General features: G+C 51.9%; 24 protein-coding genes. 13 read left to right on the forward strand and 11 right to left on the reverse strand.

The window, feature by feature from the left end:
• Window positions 1-3: 3 nt before the first annotated feature.
• The 4 genes from QE396_RS02890 to QE396_RS02905 form a co-directional block, all read right to left on the reverse strand.
• On the reverse strand, window positions 4-279 hold the full coding sequence (locus QE396_RS02890; RefSeq protein ID WP_404997359.1) for an ATP-binding cassette domain-containing protein: 276 nt from the start codon (window positions 277-279) through the stop codon (window positions 4-6).
• Window positions 276-1,550, reverse strand: a complete 1,275-nt coding sequence (gene livM, locus QE396_RS02895) for a high-affinity branched-chain amino acid ABC transporter permease LivM (RefSeq protein WP_020883360.1) — start codon at window positions 1,548-1,550, stop codon at window positions 276-278. The genes QE396_RS02890 and livM overlap by 4 nt, the downstream gene beginning before the upstream one ends.
• A gap of 11 nt (window positions 1,551-1,561) precedes the next feature.
• Window positions 1,562-2,476, reverse strand: coding sequence for an ABC transporter permease subunit (locus tag QE396_RS02900; RefSeq protein WP_025203827.1), 915 nt, complete (start codon window positions 2,474-2,476; stop codon window positions 1,562-1,564).
• A gap of 100 nt (window positions 2,477-2,576) precedes the next feature.
• Window positions 2,577-3,698, reverse strand: a complete 1,122-nt coding sequence (locus QE396_RS02905) for a branched-chain amino acid ABC transporter substrate-binding protein (protein WP_020883361.1) — start codon at window positions 3,696-3,698, stop codon at window positions 2,577-2,579.
• Window positions 3,699-4,123: 425 nt separating this feature from the next.
• Here QE396_RS02905 and QE396_RS02910 point away from each other — a divergent pair, with 425 nt between their 5' ends.
• Complete coding sequence (locus QE396_RS02910) at window positions 4,124-4,792, forward strand: YecA family protein (RefSeq protein ID WP_020883362.1); 669 nt, start codon at window positions 4,124-4,126, stop codon at window positions 4,790-4,792.
• A gap of 31 nt (window positions 4,793-4,823) precedes the next feature.
• Here QE396_RS02910 and tyrP read toward each other — a convergent pair whose 3' ends face one another.
• Window positions 4,824-6,035: a tyrosine transporter TyrP gene (tyrP, locus tag QE396_RS02915; protein WP_020883363.1), complete on the reverse strand. Its 1,212-nt coding sequence runs from the start codon at window positions 6,033-6,035 to the stop codon at window positions 4,824-4,826.
• A 247-nt stretch (window positions 6,036-6,282) separates the two neighbouring features.
• On the opposite strand from tyrP, the gene QE396_RS02920 reads away from it, so the two are divergent.
• Window positions 6,283-6,624, forward strand: a complete 342-nt coding sequence (locus QE396_RS02920) for a hypothetical protein (protein WP_020883364.1) — start codon at window positions 6,283-6,285, stop codon at window positions 6,622-6,624.
• A gap of 53 nt (window positions 6,625-6,677) precedes the next feature.
• Here the strand turns inward: QE396_RS02920 and ftnA are convergent, their stop codons facing one another.
• The 3 genes from ftnA to QE396_RS02935 form a co-directional block, all read right to left on the reverse strand.
• Complete coding sequence (ftnA, locus tag QE396_RS02925) at window positions 6,678-7,175, reverse strand: non-heme ferritin (RefSeq protein ID WP_014170693.1); 498 nt, start codon at window positions 7,173-7,175, stop codon at window positions 6,678-6,680.
• A gap of 201 nt (window positions 7,176-7,376) precedes the next feature.
• A complete protein-coding gene (yecR, locus tag QE396_RS02930) occupies window positions 7,377-7,715 on the reverse strand; it encodes a YecR family lipoprotein (RefSeq protein WP_020883365.1) in 339 nt (112 codons plus the stop codon).
• A gap of 103 nt (window positions 7,716-7,818) precedes the next feature.
• The gene (locus tag QE396_RS02935; RefSeq protein ID WP_230075024.1) at window positions 7,819-9,918 is read right to left on the reverse strand and encodes an HD domain-containing phosphohydrolase; all 2,100 of its coding nucleotides are present in this window, start codon (window positions 9,916-9,918) and stop codon (window positions 7,819-7,821) included.
• 301 nt (window positions 9,919-10,219) lie between these two features.
• Here QE396_RS02935 and QE396_RS02940 point away from each other — a divergent pair, with 301 nt between their 5' ends.
• The 3 genes from QE396_RS02940 to QE396_RS02950 all read left to right on the forward strand — a co-directional run bounded on the left by QE396_RS02940 (window position 10,220) and on the right by QE396_RS02950 (window position 11,453).
• Window positions 10,220-10,858, forward strand: coding sequence for an RpiB/LacA/LacB family sugar-phosphate isomerase (locus tag QE396_RS02940; RefSeq protein WP_020883367.1), 639 nt, complete (start codon window positions 10,220-10,222; stop codon window positions 10,856-10,858).
• A 150-nt stretch (window positions 10,859-11,008) separates the two neighbouring features.
• Window positions 11,009-11,092: a stress response protein AzuC gene (gene azuC, locus QE396_RS02945; protein WP_014832437.1), complete on the forward strand. Its 84-nt coding sequence runs from the start codon at window positions 11,009-11,011 to the stop codon at window positions 11,090-11,092.
• Between the two features lie 109 nt (window positions 11,093-11,201).
• Window positions 11,202-11,453: a DUF2766 family protein gene (locus tag QE396_RS02950; RefSeq protein ID WP_014170688.1), complete on the forward strand. Its 252-nt coding sequence runs from the start codon at window positions 11,202-11,204 to the stop codon at window positions 11,451-11,453.
• A gap of 49 nt (window positions 11,454-11,502) precedes the next feature.
• On the opposite strand, the gene QE396_RS02955 is transcribed toward QE396_RS02950, so the two are convergent.
• A complete protein-coding gene (locus QE396_RS02955; RefSeq protein WP_020883368.1) occupies window positions 11,503-12,846 on the reverse strand; it encodes an anaerobic C4-dicarboxylate transporter in 1,344 nt (447 codons plus the stop codon).
• Between the two features lie 175 nt (window positions 12,847-13,021).
• The gene (locus QE396_RS02960; protein ID WP_020883369.1) at window positions 13,022-13,525 is read right to left on the reverse strand and encodes a non-heme ferritin-like protein; all 504 of its coding nucleotides are present in this window, start codon (window positions 13,523-13,525) and stop codon (window positions 13,022-13,024) included.
• Window positions 13,526-14,031: 506 nt separating this feature from the next.
• On the opposite strand from QE396_RS02960, the gene QE396_RS02965 reads away from it, so the two are divergent.
• The 6 genes from QE396_RS02965 (at window position 14,032) to otsA (ending at window position 20,855) form a co-directional block, all read left to right on the forward strand.
• Complete coding sequence (locus tag QE396_RS02965) at window positions 14,032-14,589, forward strand: DJ-1 family glyoxalase III (RefSeq protein ID WP_020883370.1); 558 nt, start codon at window positions 14,032-14,034, stop codon at window positions 14,587-14,589.
• 316 nt (window positions 14,590-14,905) lie between these two features.
• Window positions 14,906-15,895: an arabinose ABC transporter substrate-binding protein AraF gene (gene araF / locus QE396_RS02970; RefSeq protein ID WP_020883371.1), complete on the forward strand. Its 990-nt coding sequence runs from the start codon at window positions 14,906-14,908 to the stop codon at window positions 15,893-15,895.
• Window positions 15,896-15,966: 71 nt separating this feature from the next.
• Complete coding sequence (araG, locus tag QE396_RS02975; RefSeq protein ID WP_020883372.1) at window positions 15,967-17,481, forward strand: L-arabinose ABC transporter ATP-binding protein AraG; 1,515 nt, start codon at window positions 15,967-15,969, stop codon at window positions 17,479-17,481.
• 14 nt (window positions 17,482-17,495) lie between these two features.
• Window positions 17,496-18,476, forward strand: a complete 981-nt coding sequence (gene araH / locus QE396_RS02980) for an arabinose ABC transporter permease AraH (protein ID WP_014884358.1) — start codon at window positions 17,496-17,498, stop codon at window positions 18,474-18,476.
• Window positions 18,477-18,652: 176 nt separating this feature from the next.
• Complete coding sequence (gene otsB, locus QE396_RS02985) at window positions 18,653-19,456, forward strand: trehalose-phosphatase (protein ID WP_020883373.1); 804 nt, start codon at window positions 18,653-18,655, stop codon at window positions 19,454-19,456.
• Window positions 19,431-20,855, forward strand: a complete 1,425-nt coding sequence (otsA, locus tag QE396_RS02990) for an alpha,alpha-trehalose-phosphate synthase (RefSeq protein WP_014170680.1) — start codon at window positions 19,431-19,433, stop codon at window positions 20,853-20,855. The genes otsB and otsA overlap by 26 nt, the downstream gene beginning before the upstream one ends.
• A gap of 15 nt (window positions 20,856-20,870) precedes the next feature.
• Here otsA and uspC read toward each other — a convergent pair whose 3' ends face one another.
• Window positions 20,871-21,299, reverse strand: a complete 429-nt coding sequence (gene uspC / locus QE396_RS02995) for a universal stress protein UspC (protein ID WP_014170679.1) — start codon at window positions 21,297-21,299, stop codon at window positions 20,871-20,873.
• A 796-nt stretch (window positions 21,300-22,095) separates the two neighbouring features.
• On the opposite strand from uspC, the gene flhD reads away from it, so the two are divergent.
• Both flhD and flhC read left to right on the forward strand, forming a co-directional pair.
• Window positions 22,096-22,446 (forward strand): flagellar transcriptional regulator FlhD, encoded by a 351-nt coding sequence (flhD, locus tag QE396_RS03000; protein ID WP_020883374.1) that lies wholly within the window; start codon window positions 22,096-22,098, stop codon window positions 22,444-22,446.
• 2 nt (window positions 22,447-22,448) lie between these two features.
• Window positions 22,449-23,027: a flagellar transcriptional regulator FlhC gene (flhC, locus tag QE396_RS03005; protein WP_014170677.1), complete on the forward strand. Its 579-nt coding sequence runs from the start codon at window positions 22,449-22,451 to the stop codon at window positions 23,025-23,027.
• Window positions 23,028-23,125: the final 98 nt, after the last annotated feature.

Raw genomic sequence — 23,125 nt, forward strand, 5'->3', positions numbered from 1 at the left:
AAATTAAAAAAAAAAAGAAAGAAAAAAAAAAATAAAAAAAATAAAAAGAGAAAAAGAAAAGAAAAAAAAAAAAAGAAAAGAAAAAAATTGAAAAAATTTGCCGCCGGAAGCCTTATAGAAACCGGTCAGGCAGTTGAAGACGGTGGTTTTTCCCGCGCCGTTTGGGCCAATAAGTGCAGTAATTGAACCGCGCTGCACGTCCAGGTTGACGTCGTTTAACGCCTTGATCCCGCCGAAATGCATCATAAGATGTTCAACGCTTAATATCGTTCCGTTCATGGCGCTACGCCCTTACGCACGGCAAACCCGCTGCGGTTAATGCGAATCAACCCGCGTGGACGCCAGATCATCATCACCACCATCAGCATGCCAAACAGTAAAACCCGGTACTCGGCAAAACTGCGCAGCAGCTCCGGCGTCACCGTGAGCACAAACGCCGCCAGCACCACGCCAAGCGTTGAGCCCATACCGCCGAGCACCACAATCGCCAGGATCAGCGCCGATTCAAAAAAGGTAAACGATGTCGGGTTGACAAAGCCCTGATAAGTGGCAAAAAACACCCCGGCGATGCCGGCAGTCGACGCACCCAGCGTAAAGGCCGAGAGCTTGACCAGCACATGATTTAATCCCATTGAGCGACAGGCGATTTCATCTTCCCGCAGGGCTTCCCATGCCCGACCAATCGGCATCCGCGTCAGACGATGCTTTATATACAGCACCAGCATCACCACCAGGAACAGCACCGTGTAGATAAAGATAAACTTCATGTTCGGGTTGTAGGTCAGATGGAAAAATTCGTGAAAGGGCACGCCTCCTTCTTTGGCGCGGCGGCCAAACTCCAGTCCGAAAAAGGTGGGAGGCGGGGCAGAAACGCCGTTCGGGCCACCGGTGAAGGTCAGCCAGTTGTTGAGGATCAGGCGAATAATCTCCCCAAAGCCAAGCGTGACGATCGCCAGGTAATCACCGTGCATGCGCAGCACCGGAAAGCCGAGCAGGGCGCCGGCCGCGGCAGCCATAATTGCCGCCAGCGGCAGCATGCTCCAGAATCCTAATCCCAGATACTGATACCCCAGCGCCAGCCCGTAAGCGCCGATGGCATAAAAAGCGACATAACCGAGATCCAGAAGCCCGGCCAGACCGACCACAATATTCAGCCCGAGACCGAGAAGCACGTAGATAAGACCAAGAATGGCGACGGTGAGAACGTACTTGGTGGCAACAAAGGGAAAGCAGATCGCAAGGGCGATAATCAGCGGGATTATCCAGCGCATGCGGCTTTTGTATTCCGGCGGCCGGACATAAACCCCCGCGCTGTCGGCTTCAAAACGTGCCTGGAAACGTGCACCCGGAGCGGTACCTAAAAAAGCGCTCAGCAGAAAACGGCCCAGCATCACGATGCCGACTATCCATGCGAGCCGCTGTCCGGCGAAATTAAAGCTGTATCCGTCCAGCACCACGCCGGCAATCGGGCCAAAAATTATTAACGCAATCAGCCCGGAAAAAATGGCGTCCAGAATGCAGCGCTTAAGCGAAAAGCCGTGAGAGGTCATCGTATTCTCCTTCACACTTTGGCGACAATCGGGCGGCCAAGCAGACCCTGAGGACGAAAAATCAGGATCAAGACCAGCAAGCCAAACGAGAACACATCTTTATAATCTGAGTTCACCATGCCGGAAAATTGCGCCTCGGCGACGCCCAGAATCAACCCGCCGAGCATCGCACCGGGCAGGGAGCCAATCCCGCCGAGCACCGCTGCGGTAAACGCCTTGATGCCAATGACAAATCCGACGTAGAAATCGAAGGTGCCGTAATTCATGGTGATGAGCACACCCGCCAGACCGGCCATCGCCGCGCCAATCACAAAGACCAGCGAAATGATTCTGTCGGTGTTAATGCCCAGAATGGAGGCCATTTTGCGGTCCTGCTGCACCGCACGGCACATCCGTCCAAGCCGGGTATTGTTGATTATCCATGTCAGCAACAGCATGCCGGCGAACGAGGCAACCAGAATAAACACTTTGGTGTAGGTTATCTGAACGAACCCCTCACCGATATGCAGGCGAAGTACGCCATCCAGCATCGTGGGCACCCCTTGCTGACGCGGCCCCTGGCTCAGCTGCGCGTAGTTTTGCAAAATCAGTGACATCCCGATGGCGGAGATAAGCGGTGCCAGACGGGTGGAGTTGCGTAGCGGCTTATAGGCAATGCGCTCGATAGTCCAGCCGTAAACACCGGTCACCACAATCGTGAAGATCAGCGTACCGAGGATAAGCAACGGGAACGACTGCAGGCCGAAGAAAGAGAGCAGCGCCAGGCCAATGGCGCAGAGGTAGGCGGAGATCATATACACTTCGCCGTGGGCGAAATTAATCATACCAATGATGCCATACACCATGGTGTAGCCGATGGCGATTAATCCATAGACGGAGCCCAGCGTTAAGCCATTTATTAACTGTTGCAGGAAGAATGTACTCATCATAGCGCGCTCGTTATTTTAAGCTGCGCGGCACGCGCAGCCTGATGTTTATTACGCGCCGACAGGCGAACCTGCCGGCGTTGAGCGTGACTCCGTCCCGTTACTGAACTTCCTTATATTTTCCGTTATCGTCCCACTGATACACCACGTAGTCAGACACTTTCAAATCGCCTTTGCTGTCCCAGGCTTTTTTGCCCATAACCGTGTCGACGGCATTGGCTTTCAGCCATTCGCTGGCTTTGGCCGAGTCTTTACCGCCCGTGGCCTTGAAGGCCGCGGCAATGGCCTGAACGGAGGCATAAGAGTAGAGGGTATAACCTTCAGGCTCGAATTTTCCGGCGCGGAATTTCTCAATGACCGCTTTCCCATCCGGGATCAGACGCGGGTCTTTACCAAAGGTCATATAAATCCCCTTGGTATATTGTGGCCCACCCGCCGCGGTCACCATCTCTTCGTTGACGATACAGTCGCCGGAGAAGAATTTCGCTTGCACACCCTGTTCACGCATCTGGCGAACCAGCGGGCCGGCTTCAGGGTGACAACCGCCGAAGAACACCACATCCGGCTTTTGTGCGCCGATTTTAGTCACCAGCGCGTTAAAGTCTTTCTCACCACGGGATAAGCCCTCATACATCACATCCTGAACCCCGCGCTTCGCCAGCGCAGCTTTGGTGGCGTCTGCCAGCCCCTGACCGTAGGTGTCTTTGTCATGGATGATGACCACACGTTTGGCTTTCAGCTTATCGATAATGAAATCGCTGGCGACCTGGCCCTGCTGGTCATCGCGACCACACATGCGGAACATATCGGTCATGCCTCGTTCGGTAATGAGCGGGTTGGTCGAGCCGGGGGTAATGGCAAGGATCCCCGCGTCGCTGTACACCTCGGAGGCGGGCATTGTGGAAGAGGAGCAGAAATGGCCGACCACCGCGTTGACTTTATCCTGGTCGACCAGACGGTTGGCGACGGCCACGGCTTGTTTCGGCTCGCAGGCATCATCCCCCTGAACCAGCTTAATCTTCTCGCCGTTAATGCCGCCTGCGGCGTTAATGTCTTCAGCGGCCTGCGTTGCACCGTGCCAGTACTGATCGCCATAGGTGGCGTTTGGGCCGGTAAACGGCCCGGCCACACCAATGACAATATCTGCATGCGCAGAAAATGCCGTCACCAGACAACCGGCCAGCACGAGAGAAAGGGGAGTTCTGATAAATTTCAGCGACATTATTATGTTCCTTAGCAAAGAGGTTTTTGCACCACGGCGTAAACCCGGACGCCGACGGCGCAGCCAATCCAAAAACACGAGCAAGAACAAAATGCACTAAACGAACAAGATCCAGACAACGCCTGCGTAATACGGCGAGGTTTCCCTGCGCAGGTTCGCGCGAAGAACATTAAGCAAAATCGTTGCCAGAATGGTTAACCCATTGAGCGGGTTGTGACATGTTTGAGTATAGAGTGCGGTGATATGGCACCTTGTGGGACGCGATGAAATTACAGCGGAGATCACATATCGTTAACAACAAAGCCCATAAGTTGTGCAATGGTCACGATTTGCACGTTTTTGCAGCAATAAAGACCTAAACTTCAGATAGGAAAGCCGTGAGATATGTGTCAGGATCTTTTCCTTTTTTATCAGGAGTGTCAGCGATGACTGAAGGCCCATTGAATGAAAGCGAAATGGCGTGGCTTGAAGAGACATTAATGTCTTACGGTCATGACGATGCGTCCGTGATTGACGTGTCTGAACTGGACGGCATGCTTACCGCAGTCCTTTCCGGCCCTGTTGTCGTTGAGCCAGATACCTGGCTGGTGGCCGTGTGGGGTGGCGAGAAATACATTCCGCGCTGGAAAAACGATCGTGAAATGCACCGTTTTATCGATCTCTGCTTTAAGCATATGAACGACATTGCTGAGCGACTGAGCGAATACCCGGATCAGTTTGAGCCGATGTTTGGTTACAACGATGTCGACGGCGAGAGCTATACCGTTGTTGAAGAGTGGTGTTATGGCTATATGCGCGGTGTGGCGCTGACGGACTGGTCAGCCTTACCGGAAGCACTGAAGGCCGATCTTGATGCGATTGCGCTGCACGGTACAGACGAGAACAGCGAGAAGCTGGATGAGCTGAGCGAAGACGAATATAAAGCCAGCATTGAGAGCATTCAGCCTGCGGCACTGCGTTTGTACAATTACTGGGTGGACAACCCACAGCAGCCGGAAGCAAAAAAACCGATTGTTAACGGCACAAAGGTCGGGCGTAACGATCCGTGTCCGTGCGGCAGCGGTAAGAAGTTTAAGAGCTGCTGTTTGCACTAATAAAAAGGGGCTGATTTCAGCCCCTTTTTTGTTAACCCACTTCCGGTAGCATCCCCGCGGCAATCAAGCACTGCACCAGAATAATCATCACTCCGCAGGCAAACACAATGCACAGCAGCGGTTTGCCACCCATGACGCGGTACCCTTGCTGAGGATGCTGCTGGCGGCTCTGCCAGGCCAGCAGGGAAGGGAGCAGCAGGGCCAGCACGGATAACGCCACACCTGCATACCCCAGCGCCATCACGAACCCACGCGGGTAAAACAGTGCGAACGCCAGAGGAGGCAGGAAGGTGACAGCCCCTGTCTGTAAGCGTCCTGCGGCAGTATTACGACGCTGGAACAGATCGGCCAGGTAATCAAACAGGCCGAGCGCCACGCCCAGAAATGAGGTGGCCAGCGCCAGGTCGGCAAACAGATGGACCGCCAGCTCAACGTGCGGGGAGGTGACTACCTCGCGCAGTGCCAGCAGAAAGCCGTTCAGGCCAGCGTGTTCCGCCATCAGCCCGGTAAAGGTCGACGCGTCAATGCTCCCCAGCGTCACCAGTTGCCAGAAAATATAGGCAATCAGCGGGATGGCGCTCCCCACCACAAAGACGCGGCGTAGCTTACGGATATCGCCGTTCATATAGCTCACGATGCTGGGCACGCTACCGTGGAAGCCAAACGAAGTGAAAATAACCGGGATCGCGGACAGCGCCAGCCCTTTTTCCAGCGGCAGCGTCAGCAGATTGACCTTGTGAACATGCGGTACCAGCAGAACCAGCATCACAATCAGGAACAGTATTTTGGCGCTGAACAGAAAACGGTTAAACAGATCGACCAGCGAAGTCCCCACACAGACCACACCCCCGCCAATAAGCGCAAAAAAGATAACGCCCGTTGAAGGCGTGATGTCAGCGTCGAACCAGTCGTTAACGCTGGAGGCGATTAACTCCCCGGCGCCGCTGATATAGGCTGCGGTCAGGGCGTACATCAGGAACATCATGCTAAAGCCGGTTATCCACTGGCCATAGCGTCCCAGGTAGCGTGCCGCAAGAGAACCCAGGCCGGTATCCGCGGGCACATGCTGATAAACCTCAAGCAACAGCAGGGCGGTGTAGCACATCAACGCCCAGAGTGTGCCAAGGAGCAGCAGTGTCATTCCAAATCCAACGCCTGCGGCAGCCAGAGGCATCGCCAGCATTCCTGCGCCAATCGTCGTTCCGGCGACGATAAAAATACTTCCCAGGGTTCTGTTTTTCACACATTCCTCTACAACGATTCGTAATCGCGACAAATTCTGCGGCGCAGAGTAAGGGAAAAGCCCCGCTTCGTCAAATGACCGTTACAGTAGGTGTAATGAATTATTTACGATATTTTTCGACTTTAGGTAATTTACCCGGACCTGCCCCTTTGGGAGGGGATACCTACTTCGTAAGGGCACTATTTTTGCCGAAAAATCAGGCGTAATTTAAACAATAACTATAAGTTTTCAAATAAAGTGAGGGCGGATGGCGGGAAATAATCCCTTTACCGCGGCGTGGAGTCGGGGCGGTAATTTACTGTGCCATGGTCACTGGATAACCAGCTGGCAGAACCAGGCCCTGCAGCTACCTGAATCGCGTCGTGAAAAGGATATGGGTACCTGGGCCATTTATTCGATCATCGATCCTGAGGACGACACCTTTGCGCAAGGGCTAAAAGAAGATGAGTGGATCATCGAAAACGTAGACTGGCTGACAGATGTTTTTTTTGACGCCGGTATTCCGCTGGAGACGGCTAACTACCGGTATTTTTACCAGGCGGTCAATGCGCAGGACTGGCGGTGTACAAGCTGTGCGGGGTGTATGTAAATCTGTGCGCGGAGAATAAAAAGTGCGGCGCTGAAAACAGCACCGCAGCAATATTATTTCTGTGTATCGAGGGTAGAAAGTTCTTTATCGATAAAGTAAAGACCTTCGCCTGTTTTCCCCACCAGAGACAATTTATCCAGCACGGATTTAAACAGTTTCTCTTCTTCGTGTTGCTCTGCCACGTACCACTGCAGGAAATTAAAGGTCGGATAATCCTGGCCGATCATTGCCGCATGAACCAGTTCGTTAATTTTTTGCGTAATCAGCTGCTCGTGCTCATAGGTCGCACGGAACAGCTCATCAAGCGAATTATACTCGGCAAACGGGGACGCAACGTTATCGATGCGCGGCAGGCTGCCCGTGTCAGTCAGATAATCAAACAGACGCTGCATGTGGGTCATCTCTTCCTGCGCGTGGCGGCGCAGGAAGGCGGCAGCGCCTTCAAAACTGTGGTAACTGCACCAGGCGCTCATCTGCTGGTAGAGAAGGGATGAAAAAAGCTCAAGGTTCATTTGCGCATTGAGCTTGTCGATCATTTCAGTTTTCAGCATGGTGACGCTCCGGGTTATTAATTCTGGTTCACAATGAGCGACACTATAATTTGTTATTTAATTATTTGCAAAACGTAAAATAATTATTTCTTTATTTAAAATACGAATGGGAATAAAACGCATTGCCGATTTATATTTTATTAATGAGAATTGTTTTTGTTCGTAATGAAATACACTGCCAGTCAATACTGGCAGCACAGATTAATACCACGGGTTATTTGCCTTAGGGTTTACGGCAAAGCCCATGCATTTATACTGGATCGTCACGCTCTCATTGAGACACAGAGAGCCGCTGGTCAGGGTGCAGGTTTTAATGGGCTGGCCATAGGCAGAGGCGGTGGCATACCCCATGCTCTGACACGCTTTAGCTGCGGTGCCGTTATTAACATACTCATCGGAATAGGCGTTTTGCAGCATTGCTTGCCCGTAGTCGAGGCGGACGATGCCGTTTGGCGCGTCCAGGGTGCTGACCTCAGCCTGGCGATTAATGTTACAGCCCGCCAGCAGCAGGATCGTACCGGCGACGAAGACTCTTTTCATGGTTCGCTCTGAGTGAGTGGAAATACGTTATCGTACCTGCAGATGTGAGTCGCAATGCGAGGAATAGCCGGGCAATCTGCGCTTTCTCTTTGCGACGGGCCGTTTAGTCGGCCAGGCTGTCAAAAATGGTTTTAAACTTAAGATGATGCAGGCGAAACAGCGCAATAAGCTGCGGGTCAAAATGGCGGCCGTCACCCTCCAGAATGATCTTGCAGGCTTGCTCGTGAGTGAATCCCGGCTTATAGACCCGCTTTTGCCGCAGGGCATCATACACATCGGCCAGCGCCAGAATGCGGGCTTCCAGCGGAATCTGTTCTCCCCGCAGCCCCTGCGGATATCCGCTGCCATCCCATTTTTCATGATGGAAATGGATAATATTCTCCGCAACTGCGCCCAGCTCTAAGCCCTGAATAATCCGCCACCCTTTCACGGTATGAAGTTTCATCTCGGCAAACTCGTCCTGGGTCAGTGGGCCTTGCTTACGCAGAATACGCTCTGGCACGGCAATTTTTCCGACATCGTGAAGTGAGGCAAAATGTTCTATCTCACGGGTCATTTTGCGCGAAAGCCCAAGCTCACGCGCCATCAAGCCGCAATATCGGGCGACGCGCTGAATATGGCTGCCGGTCTCGTCATCGTGCGCGCGGTTTACCTTCTCCAGCGCCTGCACCATATTGCGGTTAACCATCCGGTTCTGGCGTAAATGGCGACGCATCATGATCAGCATACCGATGCTGAACAGGGCCACGATCAGCAAAATCACGCTGATAATCTTCAGCGTGTTTTTAGAAAAATCGGGTAAGTAACTCTGCTCATCCTGACGTTCTATTTGCGTGCGGTATTCTGACAGGCGATGAACCTGAGTCAGCAGATGAAAGAGCGGATGCTGCGGATCCACCCAGGGGCCAATAATAAATTCAGAGCGGGTGACCCCCGCGACTTTCAGCACCCCGCGAAACAGTTCGTTGCCGCGAAGCGTGGACTCCAGCGAACTGAGGTCGCCCAGAATATAGTCAATCTCATCGTTCTCAATCGCGTCGATAAGACCGTCAATGGTTGGCCGGGTCACGATGATCACATCGCTGCCAAAACGCTGGCGTAAATAGGCTGCGGCAAACGAACCGTCGATTACGCCGACGCGCTGGCTGCGAATACTCTCTTCGTTCCACAAGAAGGGCTGACTGCTGCGATTGTAATAGGCGTTGTGCCAGGCGATGTCGGGGCCGATACGACCCTGTGCATGCGCACTGTCGCTTCGATCAACGATATCAATCAATCGAACCGCCCACTGCTGTCGCGGAAGACTCGAATAGTGATCGATAAAATTGACATCAACCTTCATGCCCAGTAAATCGCGCATGTCGTTAATCATATCAATGGCTGTGCCGTGGTAGCCCTTGCTGTCCCGCCAGATAAGCGGGGCAAAATTCTCGTTTTTGGGCAGGTTGATCTGCAGGCGGTTATGCGCGATCCAGGTTCGCTCCTCCTCTGACAGGGTGATACGGCTTAGCAGGTAATTGCGCTTGCTCTCCTCCAGCATCGTGTTGATTTCGCCGTTGCGATACCAGGTGCCAATCAGCGCATTGATTTTATCCCGCAAGGGAAGCAGGTCAGGGCTGAAGGCGAGGACGACAGGAATGCGTAGCTCAGGAAAGGGCCGGGAGACCAGATAATAGCGCTGGGTATTCTCCATCTCCGGAGCGTCATTAATATAGAAATCAGCCTGGTTGTCGCTCAGTAAGCGAAAAGCCTCGTCGCTGGTGGCGACGAGGCGCAGAGAACGAAATTTAAGGTCGGGATAACGTTGTTGCACACTGTCGAGCGTCGCGTCATCTTTACGGAACAGCACCCGGGCATGGCTGAGCTGTTCGGCAGTTGTCACCGTCATCGATGGACTGGCGGCCACCACGTCGTTATCAAACAAACGTGCTGAGAGAATTTTGGTTCTGGCTCGCTTCTCCGTGCGCAATACCCCGGCATACACGCCATACTCATTTTGTGCAAAACGCTGGCTAATATCGGCTCCGGAGAGCGGTCGCAGCTGCAGCTGCGTACCCGCCTGTTTATTGATGGCCTTAATCAGTTCAGGATAAAAACCCTGCCACTCTCCTTGCGGTGTGCGCCAGAATTCGAAGTTGTTAGCATCAAAGATCCAGACCGGTACAGGCTCTTCTGCCCGGGCAGGGGGGCAAGCAAGCAACATACCCGTCAACGCGAGTAGAAAGAGGGAGCGAAGCATCCGGCAGCGCTGATTCACAGGTCAACCCCATACGGTTTTAGCGTGTACTTTTGCAGTCTAGCTAACGGGCTGAAGCGGCAACAGGTTTGCTTTAACTTTTTAATGCACGTTTGGCGTACGGTCTCATTCTCGCTAAATTGTGAACCCGTCTTTGTTTTTTAAAACAACCTTTCATTTAATTTGAAAGGTTGTTTGTTTGATAGTAGGGTGAACAGGTAAAGGTATCCATAGCGGGATCTCCCGCCACGCATTCAGGAGAGATGAAATGAAAATTGCACTGATGATGGAAAACAGCCAGGCCGCGAAAAACCCAGTGATACTGAAAGAGTTGAAAACGGTAGCCGATGAAAAAGGGTTCCCGGTTTATAACGTGGGCATGAGCGACGAGAATGACCATCACCTGACCTATATCCATCTGGGGATTATGGCGAGCATTTTACTGAATGCGAAAGCCGTTGATTTTGTTGTGACCGGCTGCGGTACGGGGCAGGGGGCATTGATGTCGCTGAACATCCACCCGGGTGTTATCTGCGGCTATTGCATTGATCCTGCGGATGCGTTCCTGTTTGCTCAGATCAACAACGGTAACGCGCTCTCCCTGCCGTTTGCCAAAGGCTTCGGTTGGGGGGCTGAACTGAACGTTCGGTTTATCTTTGAAAAAGCGTTCACTGGTCGAAACGGTGAAGGTTATCCGCCCGAGCGCAAGGAGCCGCAGGTGCGTAATGCCGGTATTCTGAACCAGGTTAAAGCGGCGGTCGTGAAAGAGAACTATCTGGATACGCTGCGCGCAATCGATCCCGAGCTGGTGAAGACGGCCGTTTCGGGTCAGCGTTTCCAGCAGTGCTTCTTTGAGAATTGCCAGGACAAAGAGATCGAAGCTTTTGTTCGCGGGATCGTAGGCTGACGCTTTAAGGTGCCGTGAGCCCCACTTTTCAGGTTTGGCAGGAAGAATAAAATTGTGATGTACGTCACAAAAATATTGATTTTTGTGACGATGGTCATATTATAAGCACATTGACGATAAAGTTGTATAACAAGTTAATGGAGCTACCTGATGAAACTTCGCAAAATCCTGAAAAGTATGTGGGCTAACTACTGCAACACTTTCAAAGATGTGCCACCGGGCGCAATGTTCTGATGAAAAAAACCTGCTTCGGCGGGTTTTTTTGTGCCCGTAAGCGACGAGAGGGAGATGAAAGGGCCTTCGTTTTGTTACTATGGCGGCCTTTAAATAAGGAGAAAGCCCCATGTCACAAAACCTGAGCGCCGATCAGGAGCTGGTGTCTGACGTTGTCGCCTGTCAGTTAGTTATCAAACAAATCCTTGATGTCCTGGACGTTATTGCGCCGGTTGAAGTGCGCGAGAAGATGTCCACGCAGCTGAAAAATATCGATTTCAACAGCCATCCCGCTGCGGCTGACCCGGTCACGCTTCGCGCTATTCAGAAAGCCATCGCGCTGATTGAACTGCGATTCACGCCGCAGGGCGAGTCTCACTAAAGCCCGCCTGACGCTAAAAAGGGCGACCGTTTGTCGCCCTTCGCTCACCTTAAAAGAACGTCTGTACCAGCAGATAGCTCGCCGCACACGCGCAGCTTACGCCAATTAATCCCGGCAGAATAAAGCTGTGGTTAATGATAAATTTGCCGATGCGGGTTGTGCCCGAACGGTCAAAGCCGATGCAGGCTAAATCGCTTGGGTAGGTCGGCAGGACAAAATAGCCGTAAGAGGCCGGGAAAAAGGCGATCAGCATTTTCGGGTCGATTCCCAGCATCAGTCCCATAGGCGCAACGGCCGTCAGGGCTGCCGCCTGGCTGTTCACCAGCTTTGATACCAGGAACAGCACAATCGCGTAGGTCCACGGATGGCTTTTCACCACGCCTTCCAGCGCCAGCTTTAACTCATCAAGATGCGCCTGGAAAAAGGTATCGCTCATCCACGCCACCCCGAACACCGAGAAGATCGCGACCATACCCGCCTTAAACACCGCGCCGTTAGAAATGGCAGACGCATTGACCTTGCAGGCCATCAGCATTACGGCACCGGCAATTAACATCATCATCTGGATGACAAGGTTCATCGACAACGCCGTCATTTTTCCTTTTATCTCAAATGCAGGGCGCAGGTCAGGGAATGCCCCCAGCAGGACAACCACGGCAATGCCGGCGAAGAAAATCCACGTGGACCAGTAGGCCTGTTTTGGAAAACGTTGATTCATTAACGTTTCCGTCCCGCCGTAGATGAATTCACGCTGCTTCGGATCTTTGAGCTTTTCCTGAAACTCCTTATCGTCCGCTAGCGCTTTCCCACGACGCAAACTCCACAGCGCAGCAATCGCCACACCGAACAGTGAGGCAGGAACCGAGACGGCGAGAATTTCCAGTATTCCCCACGCGTGGCCGAGCCCATGCTGCGCGCCCAGAATGGAGACCAGTGACACAACGGCCACGGAGACCGGCGAGGCCGTAATTGCCATCTGCGATGCCACTGATGCCACGGCCATTGGGCGTTCCGGGCGGATCCCTTTTTTCAGGGCGATATCCGCAATGATGGGAAACATGGTGTACACCACGTGTCCGGTCCCGCAAAGAAAGGTCAGCATCCAGGTGGTAAAAGGGGCGAGAAGCGTGATGTGTTGAGGATGTTTGCGCAGCAGGCGCTCAGCAAATTGCATCATGACGTTCAGGCCGCCTGCGGTCTGAAGCGTTGCGGCACATCCAATGACGGCGAGAATGGTCAGCATCACGTCAACCGGCGGTTTGCCGGGTTGCAGACCAAAGACAAAACATAAAATAAAAAGCCCAATACCGCTTATCAACCCAAGTCCCATGCCGCCGAAACGCGTACCTGTCAGCAGGCAGAGGAGGATGACAATAAACTCAATGGTGATCATGATGCTCCCTCGTCAATGATAATGTAATTAAATAAATCATTACATGTTGTGTGGTTAATCATTGAGAGCGAGATCTGATTTGTTAAATCTTAGCAAAAGCAGAAGGTTGGCGACGAGAGGGGGAACCTGCTCCCGGTAGGCCGAAAAGCGCGCCTGGCAGGGAGCAGGAAAATGATCAGTGGTGCTGTACCGTCACAAGGTCAAGCAGATGACGGTCGGTTTGTTCCGGACATAAACCCGCCTGCTGCGCGTTATGGATTTCGTCCGCCAGCGTTTTGAGCAGCATGCCGTCCTGCTGTTGCGCTTTATCCATATCGCGTAAGAATTTAAGGGTTTTGGTGTCGTGTTGTGCTCTGGCTTCATCGGCCAGCTTGTTAAGCGTGCTGCAACGCTGTTCGTACTGTTCCAGCGTTTTCTCAAACAATTCTTCCAGAGAAGAGTAGTTATCGTCGATCGTATCAAGCGCTTTTACGGTTGGGTTCGCCCCTGCGGCTTTCATGAAGTTAAAAACACGCATCATATGGGTGACGTTGCTTTGCGCCTGGCTGCGAAAAAAAGTGGCGGAGCCATTGAGACTGTTTTCGGAACACCACGAGCTGATATGCAGGTGCAGATTCGAGGCATAGAACTCGAGGTTCAACTGGGCATTGAGTTTTTGCATCATCGTTTGGGTAGTCATACTCATATCCTTATTGACTGTGGGACGTGATGTCCGCGGCTAACCTGACCCGGCAGACACATCTAATGGAATGCAGAAATGGCATTTCTGCGGCGACAAAAGTCGATCGAATATTCACTTCCTGTGTTCGATATAAATAAGCATACCCTTGTATTCTTTCTAAGAAAACTCTTAATTAGGCTGTGTTTACCATACATTACAAAATTTAATATAGTACAGAAATGAAAACAGGTGGATATAAATTAACACATTAATAACTAATTGATTTTTATGTGTTTGTGTATTGTTTGTCTCGTTTTTTCAAGAGTGAAAATATTAAGGCAACAGAATCTTCTGTGACGATGTGAAAAACAGATCAATCAATCAGGATATATTTTGAGGAATAAAATTGCGCTAAATCAATTTATCGCAAAAAGGCGAGTGTGTGATCGCTGTGCAAGATTGTTCTTAATGATTATGTAAAAATGAAACACTGTTTTATCTTGTTTCAATCATTGAGGTCTATGATGGCAAAGGTTGCGGTGCTGTTGGCACCCGGTTTTGAGGAAGCAGAGGCGATTATCACCATTGATATTTTGCGCCGGCTGAACATCGACGTGGAAACTCTGGCCTGCGCGCAGTCGCGTGCAGTGGTCAGTTACCATAACATTTCCATGGTGGCAGACAGCACCTTATCAGAACGCCGTGATTCGCTTTACGATGCGATTGTTCTACCTGGGGGACCCCAGGGCAGCGCAAATCTGGCCGCGGATCCGCAGGTTATCCGTTTTATTTCTGCACATGACGCGCGCGGAAAGCTGATTTGCCCTATTTGTTCAGCAGCGGCGCGCGTGCTGGGGGGAAATGGGCTGCTTCGGGGGCGTCGCTACGTCTGCTCAGGGGATTTATGGGAGACGGTAAAAGACGGTGAATATGTGGATGCACCGGTCGTCCAGGATAAAAACCTGCTCAGCGGCAAAGGTCTTGGTCATGCGTTTGACTTTGCGCTGGCCCTTGCTGCTCGACTGTTGGGTGACGAAACGCCCGTTCGCGATCATGCTGACCACATCTATTACGCCTGGTAAATTTCCCGCCGGATGCTAGAGCGTCCGGCGCTCAGGGACTTCTTAGCTGATCTTATGGATAATTCTGCTTAACCCCGTTTCATTTGTCCGACAATTCCTGCCGTTTTTATGTCATTTTCCGCTGAATTTATGTACGCAATTACTGTAATTCTGCGGTGTGATGGCGCTCTCTTATGGATGATTAATTTCCCGCTAAAACTATCACCAGCAATAACGCTTATGACGAGGTAAGCGCTAATGCCTTGTTTTAAGTCCGATTAAATAAGAAGCACGCAAATATTCCCTACAGAAAAGAATGCTAAAGCTGGAGTTTACCATGCACAAATTTACTAAAGCGCTGGCGGCCGTTGGTCTGGCTGCTGTTATGTCACAATCCGCTATCGCAGAGAATTTAAAACTCGGTTTTTTGGTAAAACAGCCAGAAGAGCCGTGGTTCCAGACTGAGTGGAAATTCGCCGATAAAGCCGGAAAAGATTTAGGTTTTGACGTCATTAAAATCGCCGTGCCTGACGGTGAAAAAACCCTGAACGCCATCGACAGCCTGGCGGCCAGCGGTGCGAAAGGTTTCGTTATCTGTACACCCGATCCAAAACTGGGGTCGGCAATTGCGGCTAAAGCGCGCGGTTACGACATGAAGGTTATTGCCGTTGACGATCAGTTCGTCAATGCCAAAGGCAAGCCAATGGACACCGTGCCGCTGGTAATGATGGCCGCGACCAAAATTGGTGAGCGCCAGGGTCAGGAACTCTATAAAGAGATGCAAAAGCGCGGCTGGGATGTAAAAGAGACGGGCGTCATGGCCATCACGGCTGATGAGCTGGATACTGCACGTCGTCGTACTACCGGTTCCATGGACGCTCTGAAAGCCGCCGGCTTCCCGGAAAAACAGATCTATAAAGTTCCTACCAAATCCAACGATATCCCCGGCGCGTTCGACGCCGCGAACTCAATGCTGGTTCAACACCCGGAAGTTAAACACTGGCTGGTGGTCGGTATGAACGACAACACCGTGCTGGGTGGCGTGCGTGCGACAGAAGGTCAGGGCTTCAAAGCTCCGGATGTTATCGGTATCGGTATCAACGGCGTTGACGCCGTCAGCGAACTGTCCAAAGCGCAGGCGACCGGCTTCTACGGCTCTCTGCTGCCAAGCCCGGACGTACACGGCTACAAATCCAGTGAAATGCTCTACAACTGGGTGACCAAAGGGGCTGAACCGCCGAAATTTACTGAAGTGACCGACGTGGTGCTGATTACCCGCGACAACTTCAAAGAGGAACTGGCGAAAAAAGGACTGGGCGGTAAGTAATACGCTGTGATTGCGCCCCTCATTCACCATGAGGGGCCAGACGTACACACTACAGGAATCACGGAGACGTTATGCGACAGTCTGATCCGTATCTCTCATTTCGCGGCATCGGGAAAACGTTCCCCGGTGTTAACGCGCTGACCGATATCAGTTTCGACTGCTATGCCGGCCAGGTTCATGCCCTGATGGGTGAAAACGGCGCGGGAAAATCCACGCTGTTGAAAATCCTCAGCGGCAACTATTCCCCTACGACCGGCACATTGGCCATTCGTGGCGAAGAGGTGGCTTTTGCTGATACCACGGCGGCGCTTAATGCCGGGGTGGCCATTATCTATCAGGAACTGCACCTGATCCCAGAGATGACCGTGGCCGAGAACATCTATTTAGGACAGCTCCCGCACAAAAGCGGCGTGGTTAATCGTTCGCTACTTAATTATGAAGCAGGGCTGCAGCTTAAACATCTTGGGCTGGACGTCGATCCTCAGACGCCGCTGAAATACCTCTCCATCGGCCAGTGGCAGATGGTTGAAATTGCCAAGGCTCTGGCGCGTAACGCCAGAATTATTGCCTTTGACGAACCCACCAGTTCGCTTTCCGCACGTGAAATCGAAAACCTGTTCCGCGTGATCCGGGAGTTGCGCCAGGAAGGCCGCACGATTTTGTATGTTTCGCACCGTATGGAAGAGATATTTGCCCTGAGCGACGCCATCACCGTGTTTAAAGATGGCCGCTATGTGCGCACCTTTAGCGATATGGCGCAGGTGAACCATGACCAGCTTGTCCAGGCGATGGTCGGACGCGATCTGGGGGACATTTACCACTGGAAACCGCGTGAGTACGGCCCTGAACGCCTGCGACTGGATAATGTAAAAGCGCCGGGAGTACGCATGCCGGTTTCGTTATCGGTACGCAGCGGTGAAATCGTCGGGCTGTTCGGCCTGGTGGGCGCAGGGCGTAGCGAGTTAATGAAAGGGTTGTTCGGCGGCACGCGCATTACCGAAGGCGTGGTGTCTATTGACGGCGCAGCGGTGGATATTCAGAAGCCCGCCCACGCGATTAAGGCAGGCATGATGCTCTGCCCGGAAGATCGCAAAGCGGAGGGGATTATTCCGGTGCATTCGGTGCGTGACAACATCAATATCTCCGCCCGTCGCAAATTTATCCGCGCAGGATGCCTGATCAACGATAGCTGGGAATCGAGCAATGCCGATCACCACATTCGTTCACTCAATATCAAAACGCCGGGACCGGAACAGCTGATCATGAATCTTTCCGGGGGCAACCAGCAGAAGGCCATTCTGGGCCGCTGGCTGTCGGAGGATATGAAGGTCATTTTACTGGACGAACCGACGCGCGGTATCGATGTGGGGGCAAAACACGAGATTTATAACGTGATCTATGAACTGGCAAAACGCGGCGTGGCGGTGCTCTTCGCCTCCAGCGATCTGCCTGAAGTGCTTGGCGTCGCCGATCGCATTGTCGTCATGCGTGAAGGTGAAATTGCCGGTGAATTGCTTCATGAACAGGCGAATGAACAACAGGCGTTGAATCTCGCCATGCCTAAAGTCAGCCAGGCTGTCGCCTGAGTAAGGAGTTAATGATGTCCTCTGTTACTACATCCGGAGCGCCAAAGTCGGCGTTCAGTTTTGGCCGAATCTGGGATCAGTACGGCATGCTGGTGGTTTTTGCCGCCCTGTTTGTCGCCTGTGCGATCTTCGTTCCTAATTTTGCCACCTTTATTAATATGAAAGGGCTGGGGCTGGCCATTTCCATGTCCGGCATGGTGGCCTGCGGTATGCTGTTCTGTCTGGCCTCGGGCGATTTTGACCTGTCGGTGGCCTCGGTTATTGCCTGTGCCGGTGTCACCACGGCTGTGGTAATCAACATGACGGAGAGTCTGTGGATTGGCGTGCTGGCGGGTTTGTTACTGGGCGTGCTCAGCGGTCTGGTGAACGGCTTTGTCATTGCTCGTCTGAAGATTAACGCCCTGATCACAACGCTTGCGACCATGCAAATTGTGCGAGGTCTTGCCTATATCATCTCTGACGGTAAAGCGGTGGGGATTGAAGACGAGCGCTTCTTTACCCTCGGTTACGCTAACTGGCTGGGGCTGCCAGCGCCAATCTGGCTGACCGTGGCCTGTCTTATCCTGTTCGGGTTCCTGCTCAACCGGACCACGTTTGGCCGTAATACCCTGGCTATCGGGGGCAATGAAGAAGCCGCACGTCTGGCCGGTGTGCCGGTGGTGCGTACCAAGATTATTATCTTTGTTCTCTCCGGGCTGGTCTCTGCAGCCGCAGGGATTATTCTGGCGTCGCGAATGACCAGTGGCCAGCCAATGACCTCTATCGGTTATGAGCTGATCGTCATTTCAGCCTGTGTTTTGGGGGGCGTTTCCCTGAAAGGCGGCATCGGAAAAATCTCATATGTGGTGGCCGGTATCCTGATCCTGGGGACGGTAGAGAACGCCATGAACCTGCTCAATATTTCGCCGTTCTCTCAGTACGTCGTTCGTGGCCTGATCCTGCTGGCAGCGGTGATATTCGACCGTTACAAGCAAAAAGCGAAGCGCACCGTCTGAGGTTTTTCCTATCTTTATATTGCTCAACTAATAACCTTAGCTGACCCCCGAACCGCCTCGCCAGTTTTGCTGGCGAGGCGGTTGTCAAATGGCGAGCGACGTCACACTGTCTATACTTACATGGCTATGAAAGAGGTAAAGGCGTTTACCTCTCGTAAACCGTAAGGAGGAATAGGGTGGCTGACTTGTTAACTGCACCGCCTGTACTGCCCGGACACTATGCTTTCTTTTTTGATCTCGACGGTACGCTCGCCGAGATAAAGCCGCATCCTGACCTGGTGGCGATCCCCGCCACGGTTCTTCAGAAGTTGCATCAGCTCTCGCAGATGACTGAGGGAGCAGTGGCATTGATATCAGGGCGCTCGATGGCCGAACTGGACCAGCTTGCCAGGCCTTATCGCTTTCCGCTGGCCGGTGTACACGGAGCGGAGCGCCGCGACATCCATGATCAAACGCATATCGTTTCACTCCCCGACGCATTAATCCAGGCGCTACAGGTACAACTCTCGTCTGCGCTGGCAGAACTGCCCGGTACGGAGCTTGAAGCCAAAGGGATGGCTTTTGCCCTGCATTATCGCCAGGCGCCGCAGCACGAAGCGGCTGTGCTTGCGCTTGCGACCGCTATAGCAAATGCACATCCGGAGCTGGCGCTGCAGCCGGGTAAATGCGTGGTGGAGCTTAAACCTAAAGGGATCAATAAAGGCGCGGCGATTGCTGCGTTTATGGCGACACCGCCTTTTAACGGCAGGACGCCCGTTTTTATTGGGGATGACCTGACCGATGAGGCAGGGTTTCGTGTGGTGAATCAGGCCGGAGGGATCGCCATCAAGGTCGGGCCTGGTGAGACTATCGCCGAATGGCGTCTGGCGGATGTCGCCAGCGTCTGGCAGTGGATATCTGACATCGCTAACCAGCAACAACAACAAATAGCGCAAAACAAAGGGGGAAACCATTATGGGTCGCTTAGTCGTCGTCTCTAACCGAATTGCACCGCCTGATGATAAAAAATCCAGTGCAGGTGGCCTGGCGGTTGGGGTATTAGGTGCCTTAAAAGCCGCCGGTGGGCTGTGGTTTGGCTGGAATGGTGAAATCAGTGAAGAACAGAAACCGCTCAAGAAAGTGACGCGCGGAAATATTACGTGGGCGTCGTTTGCGTTAAACGAAAAAGATTATGACGAGTATTACTCGCAATTCTCCAATGCTGTGCTGTGGCCAGCGTTTCACTATCGTCTGGATCTGGTTAAATTCCAGCGCGAGTCCTTTGAAGGCTACACGCGGGTGAATTCGCTGCTGGCGGATAAACTGCTGCCTTTAATCGAGGAAGACGATATTTTATGGATCCACGATTATCACCTGCTGCCCTTCGCCAGAGAGTTGCGTAAAAGGGGAGTGAATAACCGGATTGGTTTTTTCCTGCATATTCCGTTCCCGACGCCGGAAATCTTTACCGCGCTGCCGCCGCATGAAGAGTTGCTGGATGCGCTGTGTGACTACGATCTGCTGGGCTTCCAGACTGAGAATGATCGACTTGCGTTCCTCGATTCTGTGTCCGGCAAAACGCGAGTGGTGACCAAAGGGGGGAAAACCCATACGGCCTGGGGCAAGACATTCCACACTGAAGTGTATCCCATCGGTATTGAACCTGAAGAGATTGCCGAGCAGGCTTCCGGTCCGCTGCCGCCCAAACTGGCGCAGCTTAAGAATGAACTCAAGCACGTGAAGAATATTTTCTCGGTGGAGCGTCTTGATTATTCCAAAGGGCTGCCGGAACGTTTCCTGGCGTATGAAACGCTGCTGGAGAAGTACCCGCAGCATCACGGTAAAATCCGCTATACGCAGATAGCGCCCACCTCGCGCGGTGAAGTGCAGGCTTATCAGGATATTCGTCACCAGCTGGAGACGGAAGCAGGGCGCATTAATGGCCGCTACGGTCAGTTGGGCTGGACGCCACTGTTTTATCTCAATCAACACTTTGACCGTAAGATCCTGATGAAAGTGTTCCGCTATGCGGATGTCGGGCTGGTTACGCCATTGCGGGACGGGATGAACCTGGTCGCGAAAGAGTACGTCGCCGCCCAGGACCCCGCCGATCCGGGTGTGCTGGTGCTTTCCCAGTTTGCCGGGGCCGCCAATGAATTGACGTCTGCGCTTATCGTTAACCCTTACGATCGTGACGACGTGGCGAATGCCCTCAACCGTGCGCTGACGATGCCGCTCACGGAGCGTATTTCCCGCCATGCCGAGATGATGGAAACGATCCGTAAGAACGATATTAACCACTGGCAGGCGCGTTTTATTCGCGATCTTCGTGATATTGCGCCGCAGAGTAATGAAGGCCACCTGCAAAAAAAGATCGCGACATTCCCTAAACTCGCCTGATTTTCCTCTGGGGGTTTAACGACCCCCAAGAGGCACTAACAACACATCCACCTGGCTTGACGCCACAATCGATTTCGCCGCACAGGCTGCGCGAGAAAAAAAGCTGTGGTTATGATTCCCGCATATTACTAAATCAATATTCTGCTTACTGCATATGCTGAGAATATGCGCATTAAGCTCCCCGGTCGCAATAATGGTGTCATATATAGGATATTGCGCCTTTTCTACCAGCTCGCGCATAAATTGCTGCGTTTCTTCCTGTAAAACCTCACGAATATCTTCCAGCATGGGGGCAGCCAGTTGATTATACATCTCAGGCTCGGCCGCGAGGGTGATCAGGCTGATACGGGCATTATGCGGTCTGGCAATGGAAACCGCCCGGGCGATGAGTTCATGGCTTTCGGGCGAAACCGCAACAGAAACAAGAAGATGGGAGTAACTCATAACGCACTCCTTAGGTGTCTGAAAGACAGCGTCTTAGTCACCATTACCGCGATTTCACCGGATCTGCAAGAGGTGAATACGACATAAGTGTGAAGCTAATCATAATTATTCATTAATTATTCTTATAAGAAGAATAACGGGAAAACGTGCCTAAATGAAAAAAATTAACAACTTAACCTGAATCACACTTTTTTACGTTTCCGGTGTTAAATCGTTTTAACGCGTTATAAACACATTTCTAATGATTACCATGTGAAACAATTGTTATGGGCGTTTTGCATAACTACATGTTTTTTATAGGTAATGAAAATGTGACCTTACGATGGATTCGCTGTGACGCGCATCCGGTCGCTGACACGTTTCGAACAGCACATGTCATGCCACTGCTGCTCATACTCCTGCATGAGTATTCGCCCATAAAGAATAGAAAACAGTGTCGATCGTTCAAAAAACAACCAATTTACAAGTCATACTGATGGATTTATGGGAGATATTCACTTAAATTGTGTGACGTAGATCACATTTTTTTTAAATTTGGGGGTGGCTGCATTGTATGTGTCAAAACTGACGAGTAGAGTTTGCGTCGAATTAGGAAAAATCTTAGTTATTTGTAAGAAATGATAAAACGTGTAAGAGACGTAACCGCGTTTCAGCTGTTGCGCGTTTCAATGAATACAAACCTAAATTCGACTATGCATTTAGCCTTTTCTTTTTTATACCGGGTGATTTCCCGGCGACATCACGGGGTGCGGTCTTTCCGCATAAAAATAATAGTTGGTTATTCGGGATGGGAACAATGCATACATCCGAGTTGCTAAAACATATCTATGACATCAATTTGTCGTATTTACTGCTCGCGCAGCGTTTGATTAGTCAGGACAAGGCGTCCGCGATGTTTCGTCTGGGTATTAATGAAGAAATGGCAACCATGCTGGGTGGGTTAACCCTTCCTCAAATGGTTAAACTGGCGGAAACAAACCAACTGGTTTGCCAGTTCCGTTTTGACAATCCTCAGACTATCACGCGTCTGACGCAGGATTCCCGTGTTGACGATCTTCAACAGATCCATACCGGTATTCTTCTTTCCACTCGCTTGCTTACCGAAATCAGCCAGCCTGATGACGCAGCCCGTAAGAAAAGGGCCTAGCAATGAGCGAGAAAAGCATTGTTCAGGAAGCGCGTGACATACAGTTAGCAATGGAGCTGATTACGCTCGGTGCTCGTTTACAAATGCTGGAAAGCGAGACTCAGCTGAGTCGTGGTCGCCTCATCAAATTGTATAAAGAGTTACGTGGTAGTCCCCCGCCGAAAGGAATGCTGCCGTTTTCAACGGACTGGTTTATGACCTGGGAACAGAACATTCATGCCTCCATGTTCTGTAATGCCTGGCAGTATCTTCTCAAAACCGGTTTGTGTAGCGGCGTTGATGCCGTGATCAAAGCGTATAAACTTTACCTTGAACAATGCCCGCAGCAGGACGAGGGTCCTTTGCTGGCGCTCACCCGCGCATGGACGCTGGTGCGTTTTGTTGAAAGCGGAATGCTTGAGCTGTCGCGCTGTAACTGCTGCGATGGCAATTTTATTACCCATGCGCATCAGCCTGCAGGCAGCTTCGCCTGTAGTTTATGCCAGCCTCCATCCCGAGCAGTAAAAAGACGTAAACTTTCCCGGGAAGCTGCCGATATTATTCCACAACTGCTGGATGAACAGATCGAACAAGCTGTTTAACCCGAACGTGTGGGCAAGATTCCAGCAGCGGTAAGCAATTACCGCTGCTTTTTTTTACCCCGCAAACGGTAAACGCTGCGAGCTGAACATCCTTGCCA

It is taken from the genome of Enterobacter sp. SORGH_AS_0287 (assembly GCF_031453695.1).
Classification (GTDB): Bacteria; Pseudomonadota; Gammaproteobacteria; order Enterobacterales; family Enterobacteriaceae; genus Enterobacter; species Enterobacter ludwigii.